This window comes from Streptomyces sp. NPDC021020 (assembly GCF_044333285.1).
GTDB lineage: Bacteria > Actinomycetota > Actinomycetes > Streptomycetales > Streptomycetaceae > Actinacidiphila.
Genome location: NZ_JBIRQQ010000003.1, coordinates 630,349 through 648,590, shown reverse-complemented (window position 1 = coordinate 648,590; position 18,242 = coordinate 630,349). Strand labels below are relative to the sequence as shown.

At 75.6% G+C, this 18,242-nt stretch carries 13 protein-coding genes; 6 read left to right on the top strand and 7 right to left on the bottom strand.

Annotated features, from left to right (window positions below; all coding sequences use genetic code 11):
- The first annotated feature begins 56 nt into the window (after positions 1-56).
- Together ACH4SL_RS11285 and fabF are read left to right on the top strand one after the other, a co-directional pair.
- A complete protein-coding gene (locus ACH4SL_RS11285) occupies positions 57-305 on the top strand; it encodes an acyl carrier protein (protein ID WP_398191887.1) in 249 nt (82 codons plus the stop codon).
- 105 nt (positions 306-410) lie between these two features.
- Positions 411-1,679, top strand: coding sequence for a beta-ketoacyl-ACP synthase II (gene fabF, locus ACH4SL_RS11280; RefSeq protein ID WP_398443732.1), 1,269 nt, complete (start codon positions 411-413; stop codon positions 1,677-1,679).
- Positions 1,680-1,765: 86 nt separating this feature from the next.
- Here fabF and ACH4SL_RS11275 read toward each other — a convergent pair whose 3' ends face one another.
- Both ACH4SL_RS11275 and ACH4SL_RS11270 read right to left on the bottom strand, forming a co-directional pair.
- Positions 1,766-2,641: an NAD(P)-dependent oxidoreductase gene (locus ACH4SL_RS11275; protein WP_398443730.1), complete on the bottom strand. Its 876-nt coding sequence runs from the start codon at positions 2,639-2,641 to the stop codon at positions 1,766-1,768.
- A gap of 94 nt (positions 2,642-2,735) precedes the next feature.
- Complete coding sequence (locus ACH4SL_RS11270; RefSeq protein ID WP_398191896.1) at positions 2,736-3,230, bottom strand: DUF3145 domain-containing protein; 495 nt, start codon at positions 3,228-3,230, stop codon at positions 2,736-2,738.
- 262 nt (positions 3,231-3,492) lie between these two features.
- On the opposite strand from ACH4SL_RS11270, the gene ACH4SL_RS11265 reads away from it, so the two are divergent.
- Positions 3,493-4,392 carry an SGNH/GDSL hydrolase family protein gene (locus tag ACH4SL_RS11265; RefSeq protein WP_398443728.1) on the top strand — a complete coding sequence of 300 codons (900 nt, stop codon included), beginning with the start codon at positions 3,493-3,495 and terminating at the stop codon, positions 4,390-4,392.
- 5 nt (positions 4,393-4,397) lie between these two features.
- Here ACH4SL_RS11265 and ACH4SL_RS11260 read toward each other — a convergent pair whose 3' ends face one another.
- A complete protein-coding gene (locus ACH4SL_RS11260) occupies positions 4,398-6,869 on the bottom strand; it encodes a glycoside hydrolase family 3 C-terminal domain-containing protein (RefSeq protein ID WP_398443726.1) in 2,472 nt (823 codons plus the stop codon).
- A gap of 83 nt (positions 6,870-6,952) precedes the next feature.
- On the opposite strand from ACH4SL_RS11260, the gene ACH4SL_RS11255 reads away from it, so the two are divergent.
- The 3 genes from ACH4SL_RS11255 to ACH4SL_RS11245 all read left to right on the top strand — a co-directional run bounded on the left by ACH4SL_RS11255 (position 6,953) and on the right by ACH4SL_RS11245 (position 9,891).
- Positions 6,953-7,543 carry a TetR/AcrR family transcriptional regulator gene (locus ACH4SL_RS11255; RefSeq protein WP_398443724.1) on the top strand — a complete coding sequence of 197 codons (591 nt, stop codon included), beginning with the start codon at positions 6,953-6,955 and terminating at the stop codon, positions 7,541-7,543.
- Between the two features lie 434 nt (positions 7,544-7,977).
- Entirely contained in the window at positions 7,978-8,358 is a 381-nt protein-coding gene (locus tag ACH4SL_RS11250) for a hypothetical protein (protein WP_398443721.1), read from the top strand.
- Positions 8,359-8,937: 579 nt separating this feature from the next.
- Positions 8,938-9,891 carry a zinc-binding dehydrogenase gene (locus tag ACH4SL_RS11245; protein ID WP_398443718.1) on the top strand — a complete coding sequence of 318 codons (954 nt, stop codon included), beginning with the start codon at positions 8,938-8,940 and terminating at the stop codon, positions 9,889-9,891.
- Between the two features lie 32 nt (positions 9,892-9,923).
- Here the strand turns inward: ACH4SL_RS11245 and ACH4SL_RS11240 are convergent, their stop codons facing one another.
- The 4 genes from ACH4SL_RS11240 to ACH4SL_RS11225 all read right to left on the bottom strand — a co-directional run bounded on the left by ACH4SL_RS11240 (position 9,924) and on the right by ACH4SL_RS11225 (position 18,065).
- On the bottom strand, positions 9,924-12,224 hold the full coding sequence (locus ACH4SL_RS11240; protein WP_398443715.1) for an ABC transporter substrate-binding protein: 2,301 nt from the start codon (positions 12,222-12,224) through the stop codon (positions 9,924-9,926).
- Positions 12,221-13,693 carry a VWA domain-containing protein gene (locus ACH4SL_RS11235; RefSeq protein ID WP_398443713.1) on the bottom strand — a complete coding sequence of 491 codons (1,473 nt, stop codon included), beginning with the start codon at positions 13,691-13,693 and terminating at the stop codon, positions 12,221-12,223. Before ACH4SL_RS11235 ends, ACH4SL_RS11240 begins: the two co-directional genes overlap by 4 nt.
- Before the next feature lie 74 nt (positions 13,694-13,767).
- On the bottom strand, positions 13,768-16,260 hold the full coding sequence (locus ACH4SL_RS11230) for a tetratricopeptide repeat protein (protein WP_398443711.1): 2,493 nt from the start codon (positions 16,258-16,260) through the stop codon (positions 13,768-13,770).
- Positions 16,257-18,065 (bottom strand): serine protease, encoded by a 1,809-nt coding sequence (locus ACH4SL_RS11225; protein ID WP_398443708.1) that lies wholly within the window; start codon positions 18,063-18,065, stop codon positions 16,257-16,259. Before ACH4SL_RS11225 ends, ACH4SL_RS11230 begins: the two co-directional genes overlap by 4 nt.
- Positions 18,066-18,242 lie beyond the last annotated feature (177 nt).

The window sequence follows — 18,242 nt, the reverse complement described above, 5'->3', positions numbered from 1 at the left end:
GGCGCCGCAGTCCCGCGCCGTCGCTACCGGTTACACATCAAGGAGCCCCGAAGACAATGGCCACCCAGGAAGAGATCGTCGAAGGTCTCGCCGAGATCGTGAACGAGATCGCCGGCATCCCCACCGAGGACGTCAAGCTCGACAAGTCCTTCACCGACGACCTGGACGTCGACTCGCTGTCCATGGTCGAGGTCGTCGTGGCGGCCGAGGAGCGGTTCGGTGTGAAGATCCCGGACGACGACGTCAAGAACCTCAAGACGGTCGGCGACGCCGCGGACTACATCCTCAAGGCCCAGCAGGCCTGACGCCCGTAACCGGGCCGAAACGATCCCTCGGCCGTACGGCCCGGGATCGGCAACCGGGACGACGCGCCTGTCGCCCGCCCTTCTAGACGTGGAGAGACAATTCCTGTGAGCCCGACCAATCGCACCGTGGTCGTCACCGGTATCGGAGCAACCACACCGCTGGGTGGCGACAGCGCGTCGACCTGGGAGGCGCTGCTGGCCGGACGGTCCGGCGTGCGCCCGCTCGAACAGGACTGGGCCGCCGAACTGCCGGTCCGCATCGCCGCCCAGATCGCGGTGGAGCCCGGTGAGGTGCTGCCGCGGCCGCTGGCCCGCAAGCTGGACCGCAGCGCGCAGTTCGCCCTGATCGCCGCGCGTGAGGCGTGGGCCGACGCGGGCTACACCGCGAAGGCCGGCGAGGACGAGAAGATCGACCCGGACCGGCTCGGCGCGGTCATCGCGTCCGGCATCGGCGGTGTGACGACCCTGCTCGGGCAGTACGACGTGCTCAGGGAGCAGGGCGTCCGCAAGGTCTCCCCGCACACCGTGCCGATGCTGATGCCCAACAGCCCGGCCGCGAACGTCGGCATCGAGGTCAACGCGCGGGCCGGTGTGCACACCCCGGTCAGCGCGTGCGCCTCGGGCGCCGAGGCGATCGGCTACGCGGTGGAGATGATCCGCACCGGCCGCGCCGACGTCGTGGTGGCGGGCGGCACGGAGGCGGCGATCCACCCGCTGCCGATCGTCGCCTTCGGCAACATGATGGCGATGTCCAAGAACAACGAGGACCCGCAGGGCGCCTCCCGCCCCTTCGACGAGGGCCGCAACGGCTTCGTGATGGGCGAGGGCGCGGGCGTGGTCGTGCTGGAGTCCGTGGACCACGCGCGGGCGCGCGGCGCCCGGGTGTACGCCGAGGTGATAGGGCAGGGCATCTCCGCCGACGCGCACCACATCACCCAGCCGGAGCCGAGCGGCCGCGGTATCGCGGCGGCCCTCCAGCACCTGCTGGACAACTCCGACCTCAAGCCGGCCGAGATCGTGCACGTCAACGCGCACGCCACGTCCACCCCGCAGGGCGACATCGCGGAGATCAAGGCGCTGCGCAGCGTCTTCGGCGACGACGTGGACCACATGGCGGTCTCCGCGACCAAGTCCATGACCGGCCACCTGCTCGGCGGCGCGGGCGGTATCGAGACGGTCGCCACCGTGCTGGCCATGCACCACCGGCTGGCCCCGCCGACCATCAACCTCGCCACGAAGGACCCGGAGGCCGACGCGGACATCGTCACCGGCGCGCCGCGTCCGCTGCCCGAGGGCACGATCGCGGCCCTCAACGACTCCTTCGGCTTCGGCGGCCACAACGTCGTCCTGGCCGTGCGGAGCTGGAGCAGCTGACCTCCGTCTCTTGAGCGCCGGTGGACCCGGGGCGGGCCGTGTGCCCGCCCCGGGTCCACCGTTTTCCGTGCTGCCTTCGTGCCGCCTCAGCCGTCCCAGCTGGCGAAGTAGCCCGCCGCCATGTCCTCGGCGCCGTGCCCCTGGGCGGCGGCCCGGCGGAAGCGCGCGGAACCGGCCGCGGCGACGTCCATCCGCACACCCGCCGCCTGGCCCGCCGCGACGATCAGGTCCAGGTCCTTGGCGGCGCCCTCGACCGTGAAATTCGGGCTGAAGTCGCCGCCGAGGATGGCCGCGGCCTTCATCCGCAGATACGGCGAGTCCATCGCGCCGCCCTCGATGGCCTCGAAGAAGCGCGCCGGGTCGACGTCCAGCGCCTTGGCCAGGGCCAGCGTCTCGCCGGTCGCGGCGGTCAGGGCCAGCACCCAGTTGTTGAGCACGAGCTTGAGCCGGCTGGCCGGGCCCTCCTCGGGCGCGCCGGGCAGCCATACGGTCGTCCGCCCGATCGCGTCGAAGACCTTGTCGGCGACCGGGCGGGCGGCGTCGGGCCCGGCCGCGAGCACGGTGAGCTGCCCGGAGTCGGCGACCGAGCGGGTGCCGAGCACGGGCGCGTCGACGAAGAGCAGGTCGTGGGCGGCGGCCCGGGCGGCGAGCAGCGCCTGCGCCTCGGGCCCGACCGTGCCTGTCTGGAGCCAGACGGCCCCGGCGGGGAGCGCGGGCTCGGCGGCGGTGAGCACGTCGAGGGTGGCCGGGCCGTCGATCAGCATCGTCAGCACCGCGTCGGCGCCGCGTACGGCGTCCGCGGGGGCGGTGACGACGTCGATGCCGTCGGCGGCGAGGGGCGCGGCCTTGGCGGCAGTGCGGTTCCAGACCCGGACGTCATGACCGGCGGCGGACAGGTTGCGGGCCATCCCGGCGCCCATCAGGCCGGTGCCGAGGACCGCGACGGTGAGGTTGTCGGACATGAGCGCAGGTTACGGTGCGGTGCCGCCGCCGCGGCAGGGCCCAAACGGGTCACGCGCGGCCGTACCGCCGTACGGGGGAGCGCGCGGGGCGGGCTCAGACGACCTGGTGGAGCCAGCGGACCGGGGCGCCCTCACCCGCGTAGCGGAAGGGCTCCAGCTCGTCGTCCCAGGGCTTGCCCAGCAGGCGCGCCAGCTCCGCCTCCAGGTCGGCCTCGCCCTTGCGGGCGCGCTGCATCGCGGCGCGCAGCCGGTCCTCGGGGATCAGGATGTCGCCGTGCATGCCGATGACGGCGTGGAAGATGCCCAGCTCGGGCGTGGCGCTGTAGCGCTCGCCCTCGGAGCCCGCGCTGGGCTCCGCGGTGACCTCGAAGCGCAGCAGATGCCAGCCGCGCAGCGCGGACGCGAGCTTGGAGGCGGTGCCGGGCTCGCCCTGCCAGGAGAACTCGGCGCGCCAGGTCCCGGGCGCGGCGGGCTGCCGGATCCAGTCCAGGCTCACGCGCACGCCGAGGACGCCCGCGACGGCCCATTCGACATGCGGGCAGAGCGCGCGCGGAGCGGCGTGCACGTACAGAACACCACGTGTCGTCACCGGTACCTCCAGTGTGGGACGAGGTTCGCCTTCCCCAGCGGCCTCGCCGCCCGAACCGGCTGCTCCCGGGGCAACATCAGGCTTTATTCTGCACTATTCACGACAAACAGGACAACACCAGACGTTTGACGCCCGGTCATGCCCGACCTCCCGTCACATCGCCCGGGTGTCAGGGAAAAAGCTACCTTGCGGCGTCTCCTGGAGCGTGACGTACGGTCGGGCTGGTAGCGGATGTCACCCACTCGTCGGAGGGAAGTCCCGTATGCGCGCGCTCCTGCGACACTCCCTGGCGCTCGTCGCCGGTGCCGCTCTGCTGGGCGGATGCTCCACGGGCGGGGCGCCCGCCGCGACGAAGGGCCCCCCGGCCGGGTCGCCCTCCGCACACACCTCGCATTCCGCGCCGAAGGCCGCTCCCGCGGCCCCCGCGCGCCCCTGGAACGTCCACCCGGCGTCGGTGGCCGCGCTCGGCGACTCCATCACCCGCGGCTTCGACGCGTGCAAGCCGCTCCTGGACTGCCCCGAGGTGTCCTGGGCGACCGGCACCCGCGGCTCCGTCGGCAGCGTCGCGAGCCGCCTCACCAAGGGCGCGGTCTGGAACGTCGCGGAGACCGGCGCGCGCGTCCGCGACCTCCCCGCCCAGGCGAAGAGCGCGGCCGCGCACAAACCGGCCATGGTCACGATCCTCATCGGGGCGAACGACGCCTGCCGCTCCTCGACGGCGGCGATGACGTCCGTCGCGGACTTCCGCACGGACTTCGCGAAGACGCTGAGCTATCTGCACCGGACACTGCCGACCACCCAGGTGCTGGTCGCCTCCGTCCCCGACCTCCAGCACCTGTGGTCGGTGGGCCACGGCAATCCGCTGGCCCAGCAGCTCTGGAAGCTCGGCCTCTGCCCGTCGATGCTGGACGACCCCTCGTCCGACACCCCCGCCGCCCGCTCCCGCCGGACGGCGGTACGCGACCGGGTCGTCGCGTACAACGCGGCGATGGGCGCCGCGTGCGCCCAGTACGTCCGCTGCCGCTACGACGGCGGGGCCGTCTTCCGCTACGCCTTCACCTCCGGCCAGCTCAGCACCTGGGACTGGTTCCACCCCAACCCCCAGGGCCAGCACGAGCTGGCCACCCTCCTCGCGGGGGTCGCGTCGCGACCCCCGCAGTGACGCGGCTACGGGAGGTCCACCGTCAGGGAGGCGGCCGACAGGGTCAGCGGGGAAGCGGGAAGCTCCCACGTACGGGTGGTGGGGGACCACGACTGGGCCGCCCTGCGCCGCAGCGGGATGACGGCCTCCGCGACCTCACCCGGCGGGGCGGTGACGACGGCGAAGCCCGCGAGGGTGGTGACGGGGCCTTCCGGGGTGGAGCGGTGGAGGGAGAGCCGGACGACCTCCCGCCCGGGGCGGGCCCCGGTGTTCCGGACCCGGACGGTCACGGTGGCCAGCAGCGCCGGATCCTCCGCGGGAAGCGCGATCAGCTCCTCGTACGCCCAGGACGTGTACCCGAGCCCGTGCCCGAAGGCGTACGCGGGGGCGGGCGCCCCGGCCCGCTGCCAGCCGCGGTAGCCCACGGCCAGCCCCTCCTCGTACACGAGGACGCCCTCGTGGGGCGCGACCCGCGTGACGGGCGCGTCCGCGAGCCGCGCGGGCCAGGTCGTCGGCAGCCGCCCGCCGGGCTCCTCCAGGCCCAGCAGCACGTCCGCGAGCGCGGCCCCGCCCTCCTGCCCGGGAAACCAGCAGACCAGGACCGCCGCGACGTCCGTACGCCACGGAAGCTCCACGGGCGCACCGGAGTTGACCAGGACGACGGTCCGCGGGTTGGCCGCGGCGACCCGCGCGACCAGCTCGTCCTGCCGTCCGGGCAGCCGCAGATCACGCCGGTCGAAGCCCTCGGACTCGACGCGCTCGGTGGTGCCGACGACCACGACCGCGGTGTGCGCGGCCCGCGCCGCCTCCTCCGCCTCGGCGAGCAACTCCTCCGCGTCCTGCTCCGGTTCGGCGTGCAGCAGAGCGAACCCCACAGCGGGCAGCGGGAGTTCCTCCGGCTTGGGCGGCAGGTGCAGCAGGCTCACCCCGACGGTCTCCCCCGCGGTGAGCACGACCGTGCCGCGCTGCGTGGGTGTCCCGAAGAACGCCTCGAAGGGGTCGCCGTGCGGGTCGAACTGCGGCCCCTCGTACAGCACATGCCCGTCGACGGCGAGGACGAAGCCGCCCGTGCCGCGGGTCCCGAAGCGGTGCGGGCCGCTCACCCGCGGGGTGAAGAAGCCGCGGATCTCCACCGAGTGCAGCGCGTCGTAGTCGACACCCGGCGGCATCTCGCCGAACCACTGCACCTGCCCGCCGGGCAGCGACTCCGTCCCGAGTTCGCCCCCGTCCTCCGCACGCGCCACGGCTTGCAGCGCGAACCCGCCTGCGGCGGGCGGCAGTTCCTCCGCGGGGTCCGCGCCCACGGCGTAGGTGAGCGGGGTCCCCGCGGGCAGCGCCGCGCCCAACGCGTCGAGCAGCGACACCACATGTCCGGGAAAGACCTGCGCGGACCCGCCCCCGAGAACGCGCGGCTCCCACGCTGCGGCCCCGAACACCGCGAGCCCCCGCCGCAGTTCGTCCCCTTCGAGCGGCAGCACCGGCGCTTCCCCCACCGCCTCGTTGCGCAGCAGCACGCACCCCCGGACGGCGATCTCCCGGGCCAGGGCGTCCCCGTCGACCGGGGCGGGACGATCCGCCTCGGGTACGGCCGCGGGGGCACCCAGCAGCAGGCCCGCCCGGGCGGCGAGCCGCAGCACCCGGCGTACCGCGGCGTCCACCAGCTCCTCCGGCACCTCCCCCGCCCGCACTGCGGCGGCCAGCGGCGGACCGTAGACCGTACGCGGCCCGGGCATCGCCACATCCAGCCCGCCCCGGATCGCGGCCGCGGTGTCCCGGGCGGCGAGCCAGTCCGAGACAACAACACCGTCGAAGCCCCACTCCCCCCGCAGCACCGCGTTGTTGAGCTCATCGTGCTCGGTCATCGGCACGCCGTTCACCGCGTTGTACGCCGCCATGACGCCCCACGGCCGCGCGTCTGCGACGATCGCCTCGAAGGGCGCGAGGTACAGCTCGCGCAACGCCCCTTCCGGGATGCGGTTGTCGACGGTGAAGCGCTCGGTCTCCGCCTCGTTGCCCGCGAAGTGCTTGACGGTGACACCGACCCCGCCGTCCTGCACCCCGCGCACGTACCCGGTGCCGATCGCGCCCGTCAGCAGCGGGTCCTCGCTGTACGCCTCGAAATGCCGCCCGCCCAGCGGGCTGCGGTGCAGGTTGACGGTCGGCGCGAGCAGCACGTGCACGCCCTTGCGACGCGCCTCCTGCGCCAGCAACCGCCCGGCCCGGCGGGCGAGTTCGGGATCCCAGGACGCGGCCAGCGCGGTCGGCGAGGGCAGCGCCACGGACGGGTCGTCCGCGCTCCACCGCCGTCCCCGTACGCCCACCGGCCCGTCCGACATCACCAGCGATCCGAGCCCCACCGCGGGCAGCGCGGGCAGCGACCACATGTCCTGACCGGCCAGCAGCCGCGCCTTGTCGTCGAGCCCGAGAGCGCGCAGCGCCGCCTCCACGGCGGCTTCGCGCTCGGCGTCCCGCGCCGTACCGTTCGAGTCCACCGTCATCGCTCCATGCTGGCCCCGCGGGGCCACCTTGCCTGCCGTACGGTAGGTATGGATACCGATCCGTGACCCGAGCGGGGGAGCACGTGCCGAGGACCAGAAGCGACCGCGGGCAGCGCCGGGCGGAGATCATCCAGGCGGCCACCGAGGTCATCGCCGAACGCGGCTACCGCGGCGCGACGCTCTCGGCCGTCGCCGAACGCGTCGGGCTCACCCAGCAGGGCCTCATGCACCACTTCCCCACGAAGGAGGCGCTGCTGGTCGCGGTGCTCGACGCGCGCGACCAGTGGGACATGGCCTCCGCCGCCCTGCGCGGGCAGGCGTGGCCGCTCGACATCGTCGCGGAGCTCGTCGAATACAACGCGACCCGGCCCGGCATCGTCCAGGCCTTCACCGTCCTCGTCGGCGACAGCGTCACCGACGGCCACCCCGCGCAACCCCACTTCCGCGAGCGGTACGCCCGCGTCCGCGCGGGCGGCGCGGACGCGCTGCGCGCGGCGTACGGGGACCACCTGCCCGGGGGGCTCACGCCCGAGCGGGCCGCGACGCTTCTCATCGCCGCGATGGACGGGCTCCAGATCCAGTGGCTCCTGGACCCCGACTCCGTCGACATGCCCGCCGCCTTCCGCGACTTCCTCGCCCTCCTGGCTCCGCCGCCCGCGCCGGGCACGCCGTAGGTGCCCGCGCCTCCGGCGCGGGGTGTTCCCCACCCGCACCACCCGTGCAGGTAGGAGCAGAAAGTGCCGGTCTTCCTGTGGGGCACATTCGCCGTCGGCGACTAACCGCAGTCCCTCACACATCCACCCCCACCGGCAGGCAGCCGCCATTCCGCCGGGAGGGGGACGATCCGGGGGTGCCCCCGGAGGAATGCGCACGCAGGTCCCGTCACCTACGTCATGAGGTCGGACGCGCATTCCGAGGAGGTACCCCCGGAGTGGCCCCCGACCCCACCCCCGGGAAGGGGCGCGATGCCCCGCCGGGTGACACCGGGGGCGCGAGGAACTGCGCGACCAGCCCCCGGCAAGGGAAGGTCGCGCGAGCCACCGCAAGAGGCACCCCGGTGCGCACCCCGCAAGCCCAGCGCAGCTAGTCGCACCACCAAAGAACCTGCTTGCACGTCGGCGACACCGAAGGCGCCGGCGACTGCGGAGTCGGCGGCGCGGACGCCGTCCGTGACGGCGACGGCGACGGCGGCCGGGACGTCACCGGCACCGTGGGCCGCGACGCCGTCGCCGTGGGCGAGGACGCGGACGGCGACGCGCTCGCGGACGGCGTCCGCGAATGCCGCGGCGCCGCCGACGACGACGCGGGCGCGTCGGCCGACGCGGAGGGCGACCCGGACGCATCCGGCTCGGACGCGCCCGCCGAAGGCGACGACGTCCCGTCGGGGACTTCCGGCGCCGACGGCGTCGGCGCCGACTCGCCCCCGGACAGCGCCGCCATGGAGAGCATCGCGAGCGCGCCCGCGAGGGCAACCGCGCCGACGCCGTAGACGGCGGCCCGCTGCTGCCGGTCCCGGCTGCGCCGCCGCTTGCGGCTGCGCGCGCGGTTGCGCGCGGCGGCACGGCCGCCGCCGGACCGGGAGGAGGACGGCGGCGAGTCGTCCGCGGGGACGAGCGGGAGTTGCGCTGTCTCCCCGACCTGCGGGAGCTGCAGCTGATCCGCCGGCGTACCGCACCCCGGGCAGGAGTACGCCCCGTTGAGGTGGCGGCGGCACGCGTAGCAGTAATCCATGGCGCATGGACCTTATGGGACGCGTGTGGCGTGACGAAACCCCCGTGGCCCGCTTGCCCCGGCTTTGCCGGGAAGGTCCCCCCGGTCCCGCCGCGGGCAAGTCGTCGCAGGCGAGCGGGGCGAACCGTCGCGGACAAGCGCAGCCAAGCCGTCGCACCCGAGCGCAGGCGAGACAGCTTTCGCGGGATGTCCCGTTCGCGACAGACCGCCGCCGATGTGCCGCCGATGCTCCTTGCCGGGGCCGCGCGGGCGCGGTGAGACTCGGTGGCGGACGGGCCGTCCGGGGCGGGACACGGTGTCACGCCCGGCGTGTGCGGCCCGGGTGAGGGGCAGAGCGATGCGTGCGGTGCAGGTGCGGGAGTGCGGAGCGCCGGAGGTGCTGCGGGTGGTGGACGTGGACGATCCGCGCCCGGCGGCGGGTGAGGTCGTGGTGGCGGTGGAGGCGGCGGGGGTGATCTACGGGGACGTGATCGTCCGCTCGGGCGGCTACCCCTTCCCGCTGCCGTACGTGCCGGGTCTTGAGGTGGGCGGGCGGGTCGTGGCGGTGGGGCCGGAGGGGGACACCGGGCTGCTGGGGCGCCGGGTCGTCGCGACGACGCCGGGCTCGCAGGGCGGATACGCGGAGCTGGCGCGGGCGGCGGTGGCCGATGTGCACGTGCTGCCCGAGGAGTTGGAGCTGCACAAGGCGGTGGCCGTCTTCCAGGCGGGTGCGCTCGCGGCGGGGCTGCTGGCGGCGATGCGGGTCGAGAAGGGCGAGACGGTGCTGGTCACGGCGGCGGCCGGACGGGTCGGTTCGCTGCTGGTGCAGCTCGCGAAGGCGGCGGGCGCGACGGTGGTGGGGGCGGCGTCCGGGGCGCGGAAGGTGCGGGCCGCAGGGGAGTTCGGCGCGGACCGGGTCGTGGACTACGCGCAGGAGGGCTGGGCCGAGCGGGCCGGGGCGACGGACGTGGTGCTGGACGCGGCGGGCGGCGAGCTGGCCGCGCAGGCGATGGGCACCCTGCGCAAGGGCAGCGGGCGCTTCGGCACGTACGGCTTCACGTCGGGTTCGTGGGTGCGGCTCGACGCGTACGAGCTGGGCATGCGCGGCCTGACGGTCGTCGCGGCGGCGGGTATCGCCTTCGCGCGCCCGGCGGCGGAGCAGTACGCGGCGGCGTCCCGCGCGCTGGCCGAGGCGGCGGCGGGGCGCCTGACGCCCCGCATCCACGCGGTCCGCCCGCTGTCCGAGGCGCCCGCGGCCCACGCGGAGCTGGCGTCGCGCGCGACGGTGGGCGCGACGCTCCTGGTCCCCTGACCGCGCCCGCCGCCGCCCCCCCCGGCGCCCGTTCAGCCTCCCGTGCACACGTCGGTGAGTCCCGTCGGCCCGCCCTCGTCGCGGATGTGCTGCAGGGCTTGCAGCTGGTCGTCCAGCGTTTTCGGATCGGCCAGGAAGCGGAGGACGGCCAGCGCGAAAGCGTCGCGTTCCGCCGTGGGCATCGCGTCGGAGGCGTCGTAGCAGTGGACGGCCCCGGGGTCGCTCAGGGCGTCGGTGATGCGGGCGGTGAGGGTGCCGTCGTGCGGGCTGCCGGCCAGGACGGACTGCCGGACGGAGAAGCCGGACTGCGTCTTGGCCCAGGCCCGTTGGGCGCGGTCGGAGGCGAGGTAGCTGATGAGCTGGTGCGCCTCCGGGGTGTCGTGCAGGACGGCCGCGAGGTCGCCGGAGACCTCCCAGCGGTCGGGGCCGCCCAGGGCGCCGGGGATGAGCCGGGCGGAGTGGACGAAGGAGGCGGGGGTCTTCCGCCAGCCGTCGTCGCCGCGCGCGAAGGACGACTGGTGCTCCAGCTCGCAGGTCCGCGGCGTCTTGGCGACGCCGTTCGCGGCCTGTCCGAAGGCCGTTGTCAGGGCCTTCCCGGTGGCGGCCGCGCTGCCGGGCCGGACGAGGTCGTACCAGGTCGTCCAGGCGTCTTTGACGTGCGCGTCGGTCCACCGCAGCGTGCCGTCCGCCCACTGCTCGTAGACGTCCTTGCCGCTGCGCTGCAGCAGGATGTCCTCGATCCAGTCCGAGCCGGGCCAGCCGGACGTGGCCCCGTCGGCGAGCCCGAGGCACCAGGAGGCGGGCTCGGCCGCGGCGGCGGTGAAGCCGTCCTGCTCCGCCGTGGGGTACCACACCATGCTCTTCAGGTCGGCCTTGATCGGGACCCAGTACGTGTGCCCGTCGACCTTCGGCACCCAGGTCGCGGCGAATTCGCCGGGGCGCACGATGTCGTCGAGCGCCGTGAGCCGGTGGCTCCCGGCGTATCCGGCGAGTTCGCCGGGGCCGGGCAGCACGGCGACGTCGGGCGGGGTGCCGGATTCCACGTCGGCCGCGAGGACCGCGCTCTCGGCGGAGCTGCCCTCGTAATCCACCCGGATGCGGTAGCGCTTCTGGAAGTCGTCGATGACGTTGTCCTTGAACTGCTGCTCCTGTGTGCCGGTCCAGTTGGCGAGCAGCGTCACCGAGCCCTTCCAGCCGGTGGCCCGGACGACGACGACACCCGCGGTCGCGAGCAGCGCGAGGCTCACCGCGACGGCGCCGACGGCGCGGGGGCGGGGCCAGCGGACCGTGGTGACACGGACCCGGTATTCGTTGATCCGCGGTTGCAGACCCAGCAGGACGAGCGCGGCGAGAACGAGCCCGCCCGCGGCGATCCAGTCCGCGGCGGCGGCGCGGAAGCCCGTCCCGGCGAGCCGCGAGGAGACGTGCGCGCCCGTGGTGGCGATCCGGTCGCCGGTCAGGACGGGGGCCAGCGCCTGCTGCGCGTCGTGCAGCGCGGCGTGGGTGAGGACGGTGAAGGCCACGAGCGCGGCCAGGCCCCCCGCGAGCAGCAGGCGCGCGGCGAGCAGCGGGATGTTCCAGCGCCGCCGGAAGCGCGTGCTGCTGAAGCGCGCCGCCTCGCCGAGCGCCACCAGCAGCGCGAGCGCGAGCAGCACGGCGATGCCCCACCCCACCCACAGCAGCGGCCCGAAGTCGCTGTGACCGCGCGCCTTTTGCTGCTGCGCGGCCTGGAGGTCGCGCAGCCGGCCGAGGATGGTGGCGTCGGCGGCCGGGCCGGTGTCGTCGAGCATGGATCTCGCGTAGGAGATGTACGCCTCGTGCAGCAGGGAGCCCGGCGGCAGCGCGTCGGCGTCCTCGATCCAGCCGGAATAGGTGGTGATCAGGCCGGTGACGGTCTGGATGGACAGCCTGCCCTGCGCGCCCGTCACATCGGCGGCCGCGGCCCGCGCGAGGCTCTGGTGGGCGACCGAGACGCCGGTGTGGAAGGTGGTGCTGTTGCCGGTGCCCGCCCCGCTCGCCCCGGGGTGCGTTGTGGCGTACGTCTCGGCGGTGTCGATGTCCTGCTGCGCCCGTTGCAGCGCGTCCATCGCGGTGTCGACGGCGAGGATGCCGGGCACGTCGGCCGTACGCAGCGGGCGGGCGTCGGCGTGCACCCCCTGGAAGGCCTCGAACAGCGCGGCGGTCGTGAGGACGACGAGGACGAGCAGGGTGAGGCGGCGCCGGGTCAGCTCGCGCAGCGTCCCGCTGGTACCGGCCTCGCCGGGACCGCCCGCGTCGGTCGGGGCGGTGCGGCGGCCTTCGCGTATCCCCGTCGGGGAGTCGGTCCCGCTCATGACGAAGCCCCCATCGCGGCGCCGCAGTTGCCGCAGAAGCGGGAGCGGGCGGGGTAGCGGCGGTGGCACTCGGGGCAGGGGACCAGCTCGCCGCCCTGCCGGGGCGGTCCGGCCGGGGCGGAGCCGTCCGGGCCGTGCGTGGTGTGGCTGCTCGCCGTCATCAGGTGCTGGAAGTCGACCGGGTCGACGTGGGCGCGCAGCGTGACGCGTCCGGTGTCCGCGTCGTGGATCTCGACCAGGCGCGCCAGTTCGGACAGCAGCCGCCGGGCGCCTGCCCGTTGGGCGAGGGCGACGGCCCGGCCCAGAAGTGCCTCGGCCCGGTCGAGCTGCCCGCGGTGGTGGGCGTCGGTCGCGTCGGCGACCGCGGTGCCCAGCTCCTCCCACACCTGGGCGTGCACCACCTGCCCGTCGGTGAGGCCGGAGAGCGCCGGGTCGTCCGTCCAGTGCACGACGAGCGGCTGCGGCGCGGGCGGCGCGACGCCGGATCCGGCCGGGAGGCGTACGGCCACCTCGGCGGCCAGCAGGTCCTGGTCGCGCCGCTCGCCCTCGGGGTCGACGGCGAGGCAGACGTGGAAGCGGCGCAGCTCCTCGCCCCACGCGCGGGTGACGTACGCGTGCGGCTCGTCCGGCTCGGGCGTCATGGGCCCCTCGTGCGGGAAGGTCTGCTTGACGTACCGCAGGTGGGCGCCGGGCGCCAACGCGCCTACGGTGAGCGTCAGTTCGGGGACGGTCTTGGCCAGCAGCGCGCCGACCAGGCGCTCGTACCGTTCGGTGAGGTCGGACTCGACGCGTACGGCGTCGGCGCCGCCGTGCAGGGCGCGGGCGACCTCCAGCAGCAGCCGGGCGTCCCAGTCGGTGCCGATGCCCCACGCGTCGCAGACGAACTGCCCCGCGCAGTCGGCCAGTACACCGGCCAGCGGCAGGAAGTGGCCGTGCTCGTCGCGCCCGTCGGTGAGCAGCAGGGTGTGCCGGATCGGCGTCGACTGCGCGGCCAGCTCCCGCCGCGCCAGGTCCAGCCACCGGCCCAGGCACGTACCGCCCGCGGCGACCAGCTCGTGCACGGCGGCCGTCGCGGCGGCCCGGGTGGCGTCGTCGGCGACGGCCATCGCCCCGCCGGGCGGGTAGGCCGCGGCTGCCTCGTGGGTGCCTGCCACCACCGTGAACGGCGTTCCGTCCGGCAGGAGTTGGAGGACGGCGACGGCGGCCTTCCTGGCCTCGCGGAATTTCTCCGGGGGCCGGTCCATGGAGCTGGAGCAGTCGACGACGAGGACTTCGGCGAGCGCGGGCCCGGGCGCCGCGCCCGCCGCGCCGCTGACCCGTACCGTCACGACGGCGTGCAGCTCCTGGGTGCCGCCGTCCGCGGGCAGGTACTTCTGCTGGCTGACGGCGAGGTCGACGACGATCGCCGGGTCGGCCGCACCGCCGTCGCCTCGCGGTCTGTCGGGGTTCGCGGGATTCGTGGTGTTCACGTCGCTGTGACTCCTCACCGCTGAGCGGCTGCAACCGCGGTGGCTGCGGGGTTCGTTACGGGCGGGCGCGGGGTTCAGACAAGGCTCTCGGGGCGTACGGCGTAGGCGCGGTCGAGCAGTTCGGCGCGCAGGGCGGGCGGGGCCTGGCCCGCGAGGGCGCGCAGCGACCCGTACAGCAGGTCGGCGAGCCCGGCGAGGCTGTCGGTGCCCGCGAACAGCTCGCCGGGCGGCAGGGCGGCGAAGTCGGGGCCGCCGGGGCGGCGGCCGAGCGCGTACCGCCACAGCGCCGGGCGGGCCGGGGGGCGGCGCCCGGCGAGGACGTTCTCGCGGATCTCGGCGACCAGCCGCTCGCGGGCGTCGTCGTGCGGCAGCCGGGCGAGACGCTCGCCGGCCTGCCGCAGGTCGTCGGCCGTGGGGGCCTGTCCGGCGAGGCGGCCGGCCAGGACGCGCAGGGCGGCGACGCGGGCGGCGTCGTAGGTGCGGGAGGTCGCCGGCACCTGGTCGAGGTGGTGGACCGCGCCCGCCCGGTCGCCGTGCCGCAGCCGCAGCCGCGCCAGCCCGAACGCGGCGCTCGCCTGCGCCCGGTCGCGCTCCCGGACGGCCTCGTAGTAGGCGGTGCTCTCCGCCTCCGCGCGCGCCTCGGCGGCCGCGGCGACGGCCCTTTCCGCGTCGGTCGCGGGCGGCGGCACACCCGGGCCCGGGCGCCCGCCCAGATACTCGGCGCAGTAGCCGAGGGCCAGCTTGGGCGCCCACTCCCCCGGCACGGTCGCGTAGACGGCGGCGAACTCGCCCTCCGCGCGGCGTACTTGGTCGCACATCAGATACAGCAGCCCGCGATGCCACGGCAGCCGCCAGTCGTAGCCGGCCGTTTCCGGGCCGAGCAGCCGCTCCGCCTCGGCGAGCCAGCCCTCGGCCTGCGCCGTGTCGGCGGTGCCGGCGGTGCCGGCGGTGCCGGCGGTGCCGGCGGTGCCGGCGGTGCCGGCGGTGCCGGCGCTTTCGCGCAGCAGGTACGACCGGCACAGCCACAGCGCCATCTCGACGGTGCGCAACTGCGGGTCGTCGGCGACGAGTTCGGCGGTGCGCTCGGGCGCGTCCCCGGCCAGGCCGCCGAGCAGTACGGACGCCGGGTCGGCGGGGTCGGCGATCGGACCGGGCAGCGCGCGGGCGGTCTCCTGCGGGGTGGGCGGGCCCGCGGCCAGGTCGGGCGGCGGGCCGCCCGCGGGACGGCCGGTCCAGTGGGTGAGCGCGGGCACGGCGCCGAGGTCCGCGCCGAACAGCACCGCGGTGGGCTCGAAACGGGTGGAGCGCTCGGGGAAGCGCTCGCCGCGGCCGAGCGCGCGGTGCTCGCGCAGCACCTCCCACAGCTGGCGGGACATCTGCGCGGCCGAGGTGAAGCGGGCGGCGGGCTCGTCGTGGGTGGCGCGGCCGACGAGCCGGTCGAAGGAGCGCGCGGCGAGCCCGGCGGGCGGCGCGGCGCGGCGGGCCAGCGCTTCGAGAGTGCGGCCGACCGTGAAGAGGTCGGTGTCGACGCGGAAGCCGCGCGTGTCGCGCTCGCGCCGGTGGGGCGCGTACCACGGCGTGTAGACCAGCGCGCTGGACCGGTCGTCGGCCCGGCGGACCGCGCCCAGGTCGATGACCTTGATCTCGCGGCCGTAGTGGATGACGTTCTCCGGCTTCATGTCGCAGTAGAGCAGCCCCTGGTCGTGCAGGTACTCCAGCGCGCCGAGGATCTTGCAGCCGTAGGTGAGGACGTGGTCGAGCGCGAAGGGCTCGCCGAACAGCTCGGCCAGCGCGTCGTCGGACATCCGCAGCAGCTGGTCCAGCGGCCTGCCCGCGACGTACTCCATGACGATGTAGTCCGCGGGCTCGTCGTGCCCCTCGGCGCGGTGCCGGGTGGAGCTGACGATCCGCACGATGTCGCGGTGGTGCAGGCTGGTGAGCGAGCGCATCTCCTCGACGGCGTTGCGCCGGGCGGCCGCGTCCGAGGTGTTGAGCAGCGCCTTGAGCACGACCCGCTGGTCCGGCAGCGCGAGATCCCGGGCGAGGTAGACCCAGCCGGTGCCGCCGGGCGCGAGGTAGCCCAGCACCTCGTACTGCCCGGCGACCACGTCCCCGGGGCCGAGCTGCGGGCGCAGGTCGTACGGGGCGCCGCAGTCGGGGCAGAAGCCGCGGTCGGGGGCCGGGCCCTCGTCGTACGCCACGCCGATCGTGCCCGGGCACTCCGGGGTGCCGCAGGGCCGCCCGCCCTCGGGGCGCCGGGCGGTGCGGCGGACGACCTCGTCGTCGGGGGGCGGCGGGATGCTCGGGAGCTGGACGAGGCCGTCGCGGTCGAGCCGCCCGGTGCCGGGGGCGGGGGCCGGGCGGGGGCGTTCGGGCGGCTGCGCCGGGGCGGCCTGGGCGGCCGGGGGGTCGGCGTCGGCGGGGGTGCGCGGCCGCGGGACGGCGGGGGCGCTCGCGGCGCTGCGGCGGCAGAGGGCGCAGAATCCGGTGGGGCCGACGGCGCCGGTGCAATCGGGGTACGGGCAGGGGCGGCCGGCTGCGCTGCCGGGCCCGGCGGTTGCGGTCACTGCGGGGTGCCCCCTCCAGGGTGGGGTGCGGCTCCCGGCGGCTCACTCGGCGGCTTCCGCTGCACCGGGGTCAACGGCGTGCCGTCCCGCGCCGGTTGCCGCTCGTGCGGGGGCGGCGGGGAGGAGCTGCCGGGGCGGCCGTCCACGAAGGCCACGTAGGCGCGGGTCGCCGCCTCCGCCGCCGGGACGTCGCAGGGGCGTTCGTGCAGCAGCCGGTGGGCGGCGAGGTACAGCTCGTCGGCCGCCAGGTCCTCCGTCCGGGCGGCCCCCTCCTCGTACACCCTGCGGTAGTTCACCAGGCGGCCGCGCAACTCGTTGCGCCGGTCCCGCAGTTCGGAGAGGGCCGCCAGCGCGGGCGGGATACGGCGCGCGGCGCGCGCGGCGACGCGCTCGTAGTGGCCCAGGTCCGGTGCCCGGTCCGGCGAGAGGGCGAAGGGGCCGCGCCCGGCGGTGAGTTCGGCGCGGACGGCGATGACGTGGACGAGCGCGCGGACGGCCCGGTCGGCGAGGTCGGCCGCCTCCGCGTCGCCCGTGACGCGCGCCATGAGCCCGTCCAGTGCGGGCGCGTCCGTCTCGCAGATCCGTGCGCAGCGCGCGGCGAGCTGCTGCCTGCGCTGCACGGCCGGGCGCACCAGCAGCTCGTCGCGGGCCCGCGCGAAGTGCTCCCCCGCGGTGCGGAAGGCGAGCAGCATCCGGCTGCCGCCCGCGACGAGCACCGCCAGCAGGTCGAGCAGCGAGGCCGGGTCGGCGGCCGCGTCCACCCCGACGACGACCAGGGTGATCGTGACGCGGGCCGCCGCGACGCGCTCCGCGGGCGGCAGTTCGCGGTGCTGGCCGAGGCCCATGCGCAGCGCGATGCGTTCGGCGACCGTGGCGGTGTCGCTGCCCGCGACGTACAGCGCGAGGTCCAGGCCGCCCGCCGCCGGTACGGTCCCGGGCCCGTCGAGGGAGGCGCGCCGGGTCGAGCGGCTGGTGCGCAGTTCGCGGTCGGCGAGGGTGATCGCGCGGCGCAGCGTCGCGGCGCGGGCGGCGTCGTCCTCCGGCACGAGGCTGATCTTCACCTGCGGGGCGGCGCCGTCCCCGCGTACGGCCGCGTCGCCGCGCAGCCAGCGGGCCAGCCGCTCGGCGAACGGCTGGTCGAGCGGGGCCTGTTCGGCTCCCGGCTCGGGCGCCCGCAGCTCCTCGTCGACGGCGGCGGGGCCGCGGGTCCACTCGGCGACCTCCGGCAGGTGCTGGACGACGGTCTCGGCCGGGCTCATGAAGGAGTAGCCGCCGACGGGTTCGGAGGGGCCCGCTAGCACCATGCCGACGACCTGCCCGGTGGCGAGGTCCACGACCGGGCCGCCGCTGAAGCCGGGCCGGGCCGCCTCCGCCGGGCTCGGCGGGCGCAGCTGGACCTGGCCGTCCCTTCCGCAGCCGCCGACGATGGTGGCGGGCAGCCACAGGCCGCCGTTGAAGTCGGCGGGGAAGCCGTACATCCGCACCTCGCGGCCGGGCGCGGACAGCCGGTGCAGCGTCGTGGCCTCGCCCGGCGGGCGCGGCCGGTCGAGCGCGAGCAGCGCGATGTCGCCGCTCGGGTCGCCGTCCTCGTCCCGCTCCTCGGGCCGGTAGGAATCCCCGGCGACCCGGGCCGCGACCCGCGGCACGTGCGAGCCCCCGGCGCCGACGAACTCCGCGACGACCTCCTCGCCGCGCCGCAGCACATGCGCGGCGGTCAGTACGCGGTCCGGGCCCAGCAGGATGCCGCTGCCGGCGATCTCCCCGTCCGCCCGCCGGATCCGTACGGCCCAGGGCGGTGTCGCCACGGGGCTGGGCCGGGCGCGGCCTTCCCCGTACGGGCCTCCCTCGTACGACCCCCTGCCGTACGTCCCTGCGCCGGCGTGTCCTCCGTCGGCGCTCACTCCATCGGCGCGTTCTCCGTCGGCGCTTCCCCCGTCGGCCACCATGCCGTGCACCTTACGCCTGACGGCATGTCATGTCGT

Coding starts and splice junctions, on each gene's coding strand:
- ACH4SL_RS11285 (WP_398191887.1), top strand. CDS start 57: ATGGCCACCCAGGAAGAGATCGTCGAAGGTCTCGCCGAGATCGTGAAC.
- ACH4SL_RS11260 (WP_398443726.1), bottom strand. CDS start 6,869: ATGACGGTGGACTCGAACGGTACGGCGCGGGACGCCGAGCGCGAAGCC.
- ACH4SL_RS11240 (WP_398443715.1), bottom strand. CDS start 12,224: ATGAGCGGGACCGACTCCCCGACGGGGATACGCGAAGGCCGCCGCACC.
- ACH4SL_RS11245 (WP_398443718.1), top strand. CDS start 8,938: ATGCGTGCGGTGCAGGTGCGGGAGTGCGGAGCGCCGGAGGTGCTGCGG.
- ACH4SL_RS11275 (WP_398443730.1), bottom strand. CDS start 2,641: ATGTCCGACAACCTCACCGTCGCGGTCCTCGGCACCGGCCTGATGGGC.
- ACH4SL_RS11265 (WP_398443728.1), top strand. CDS start 3,493: ATGCGCGCGCTCCTGCGACACTCCCTGGCGCTCGTCGCCGGTGCCGCT.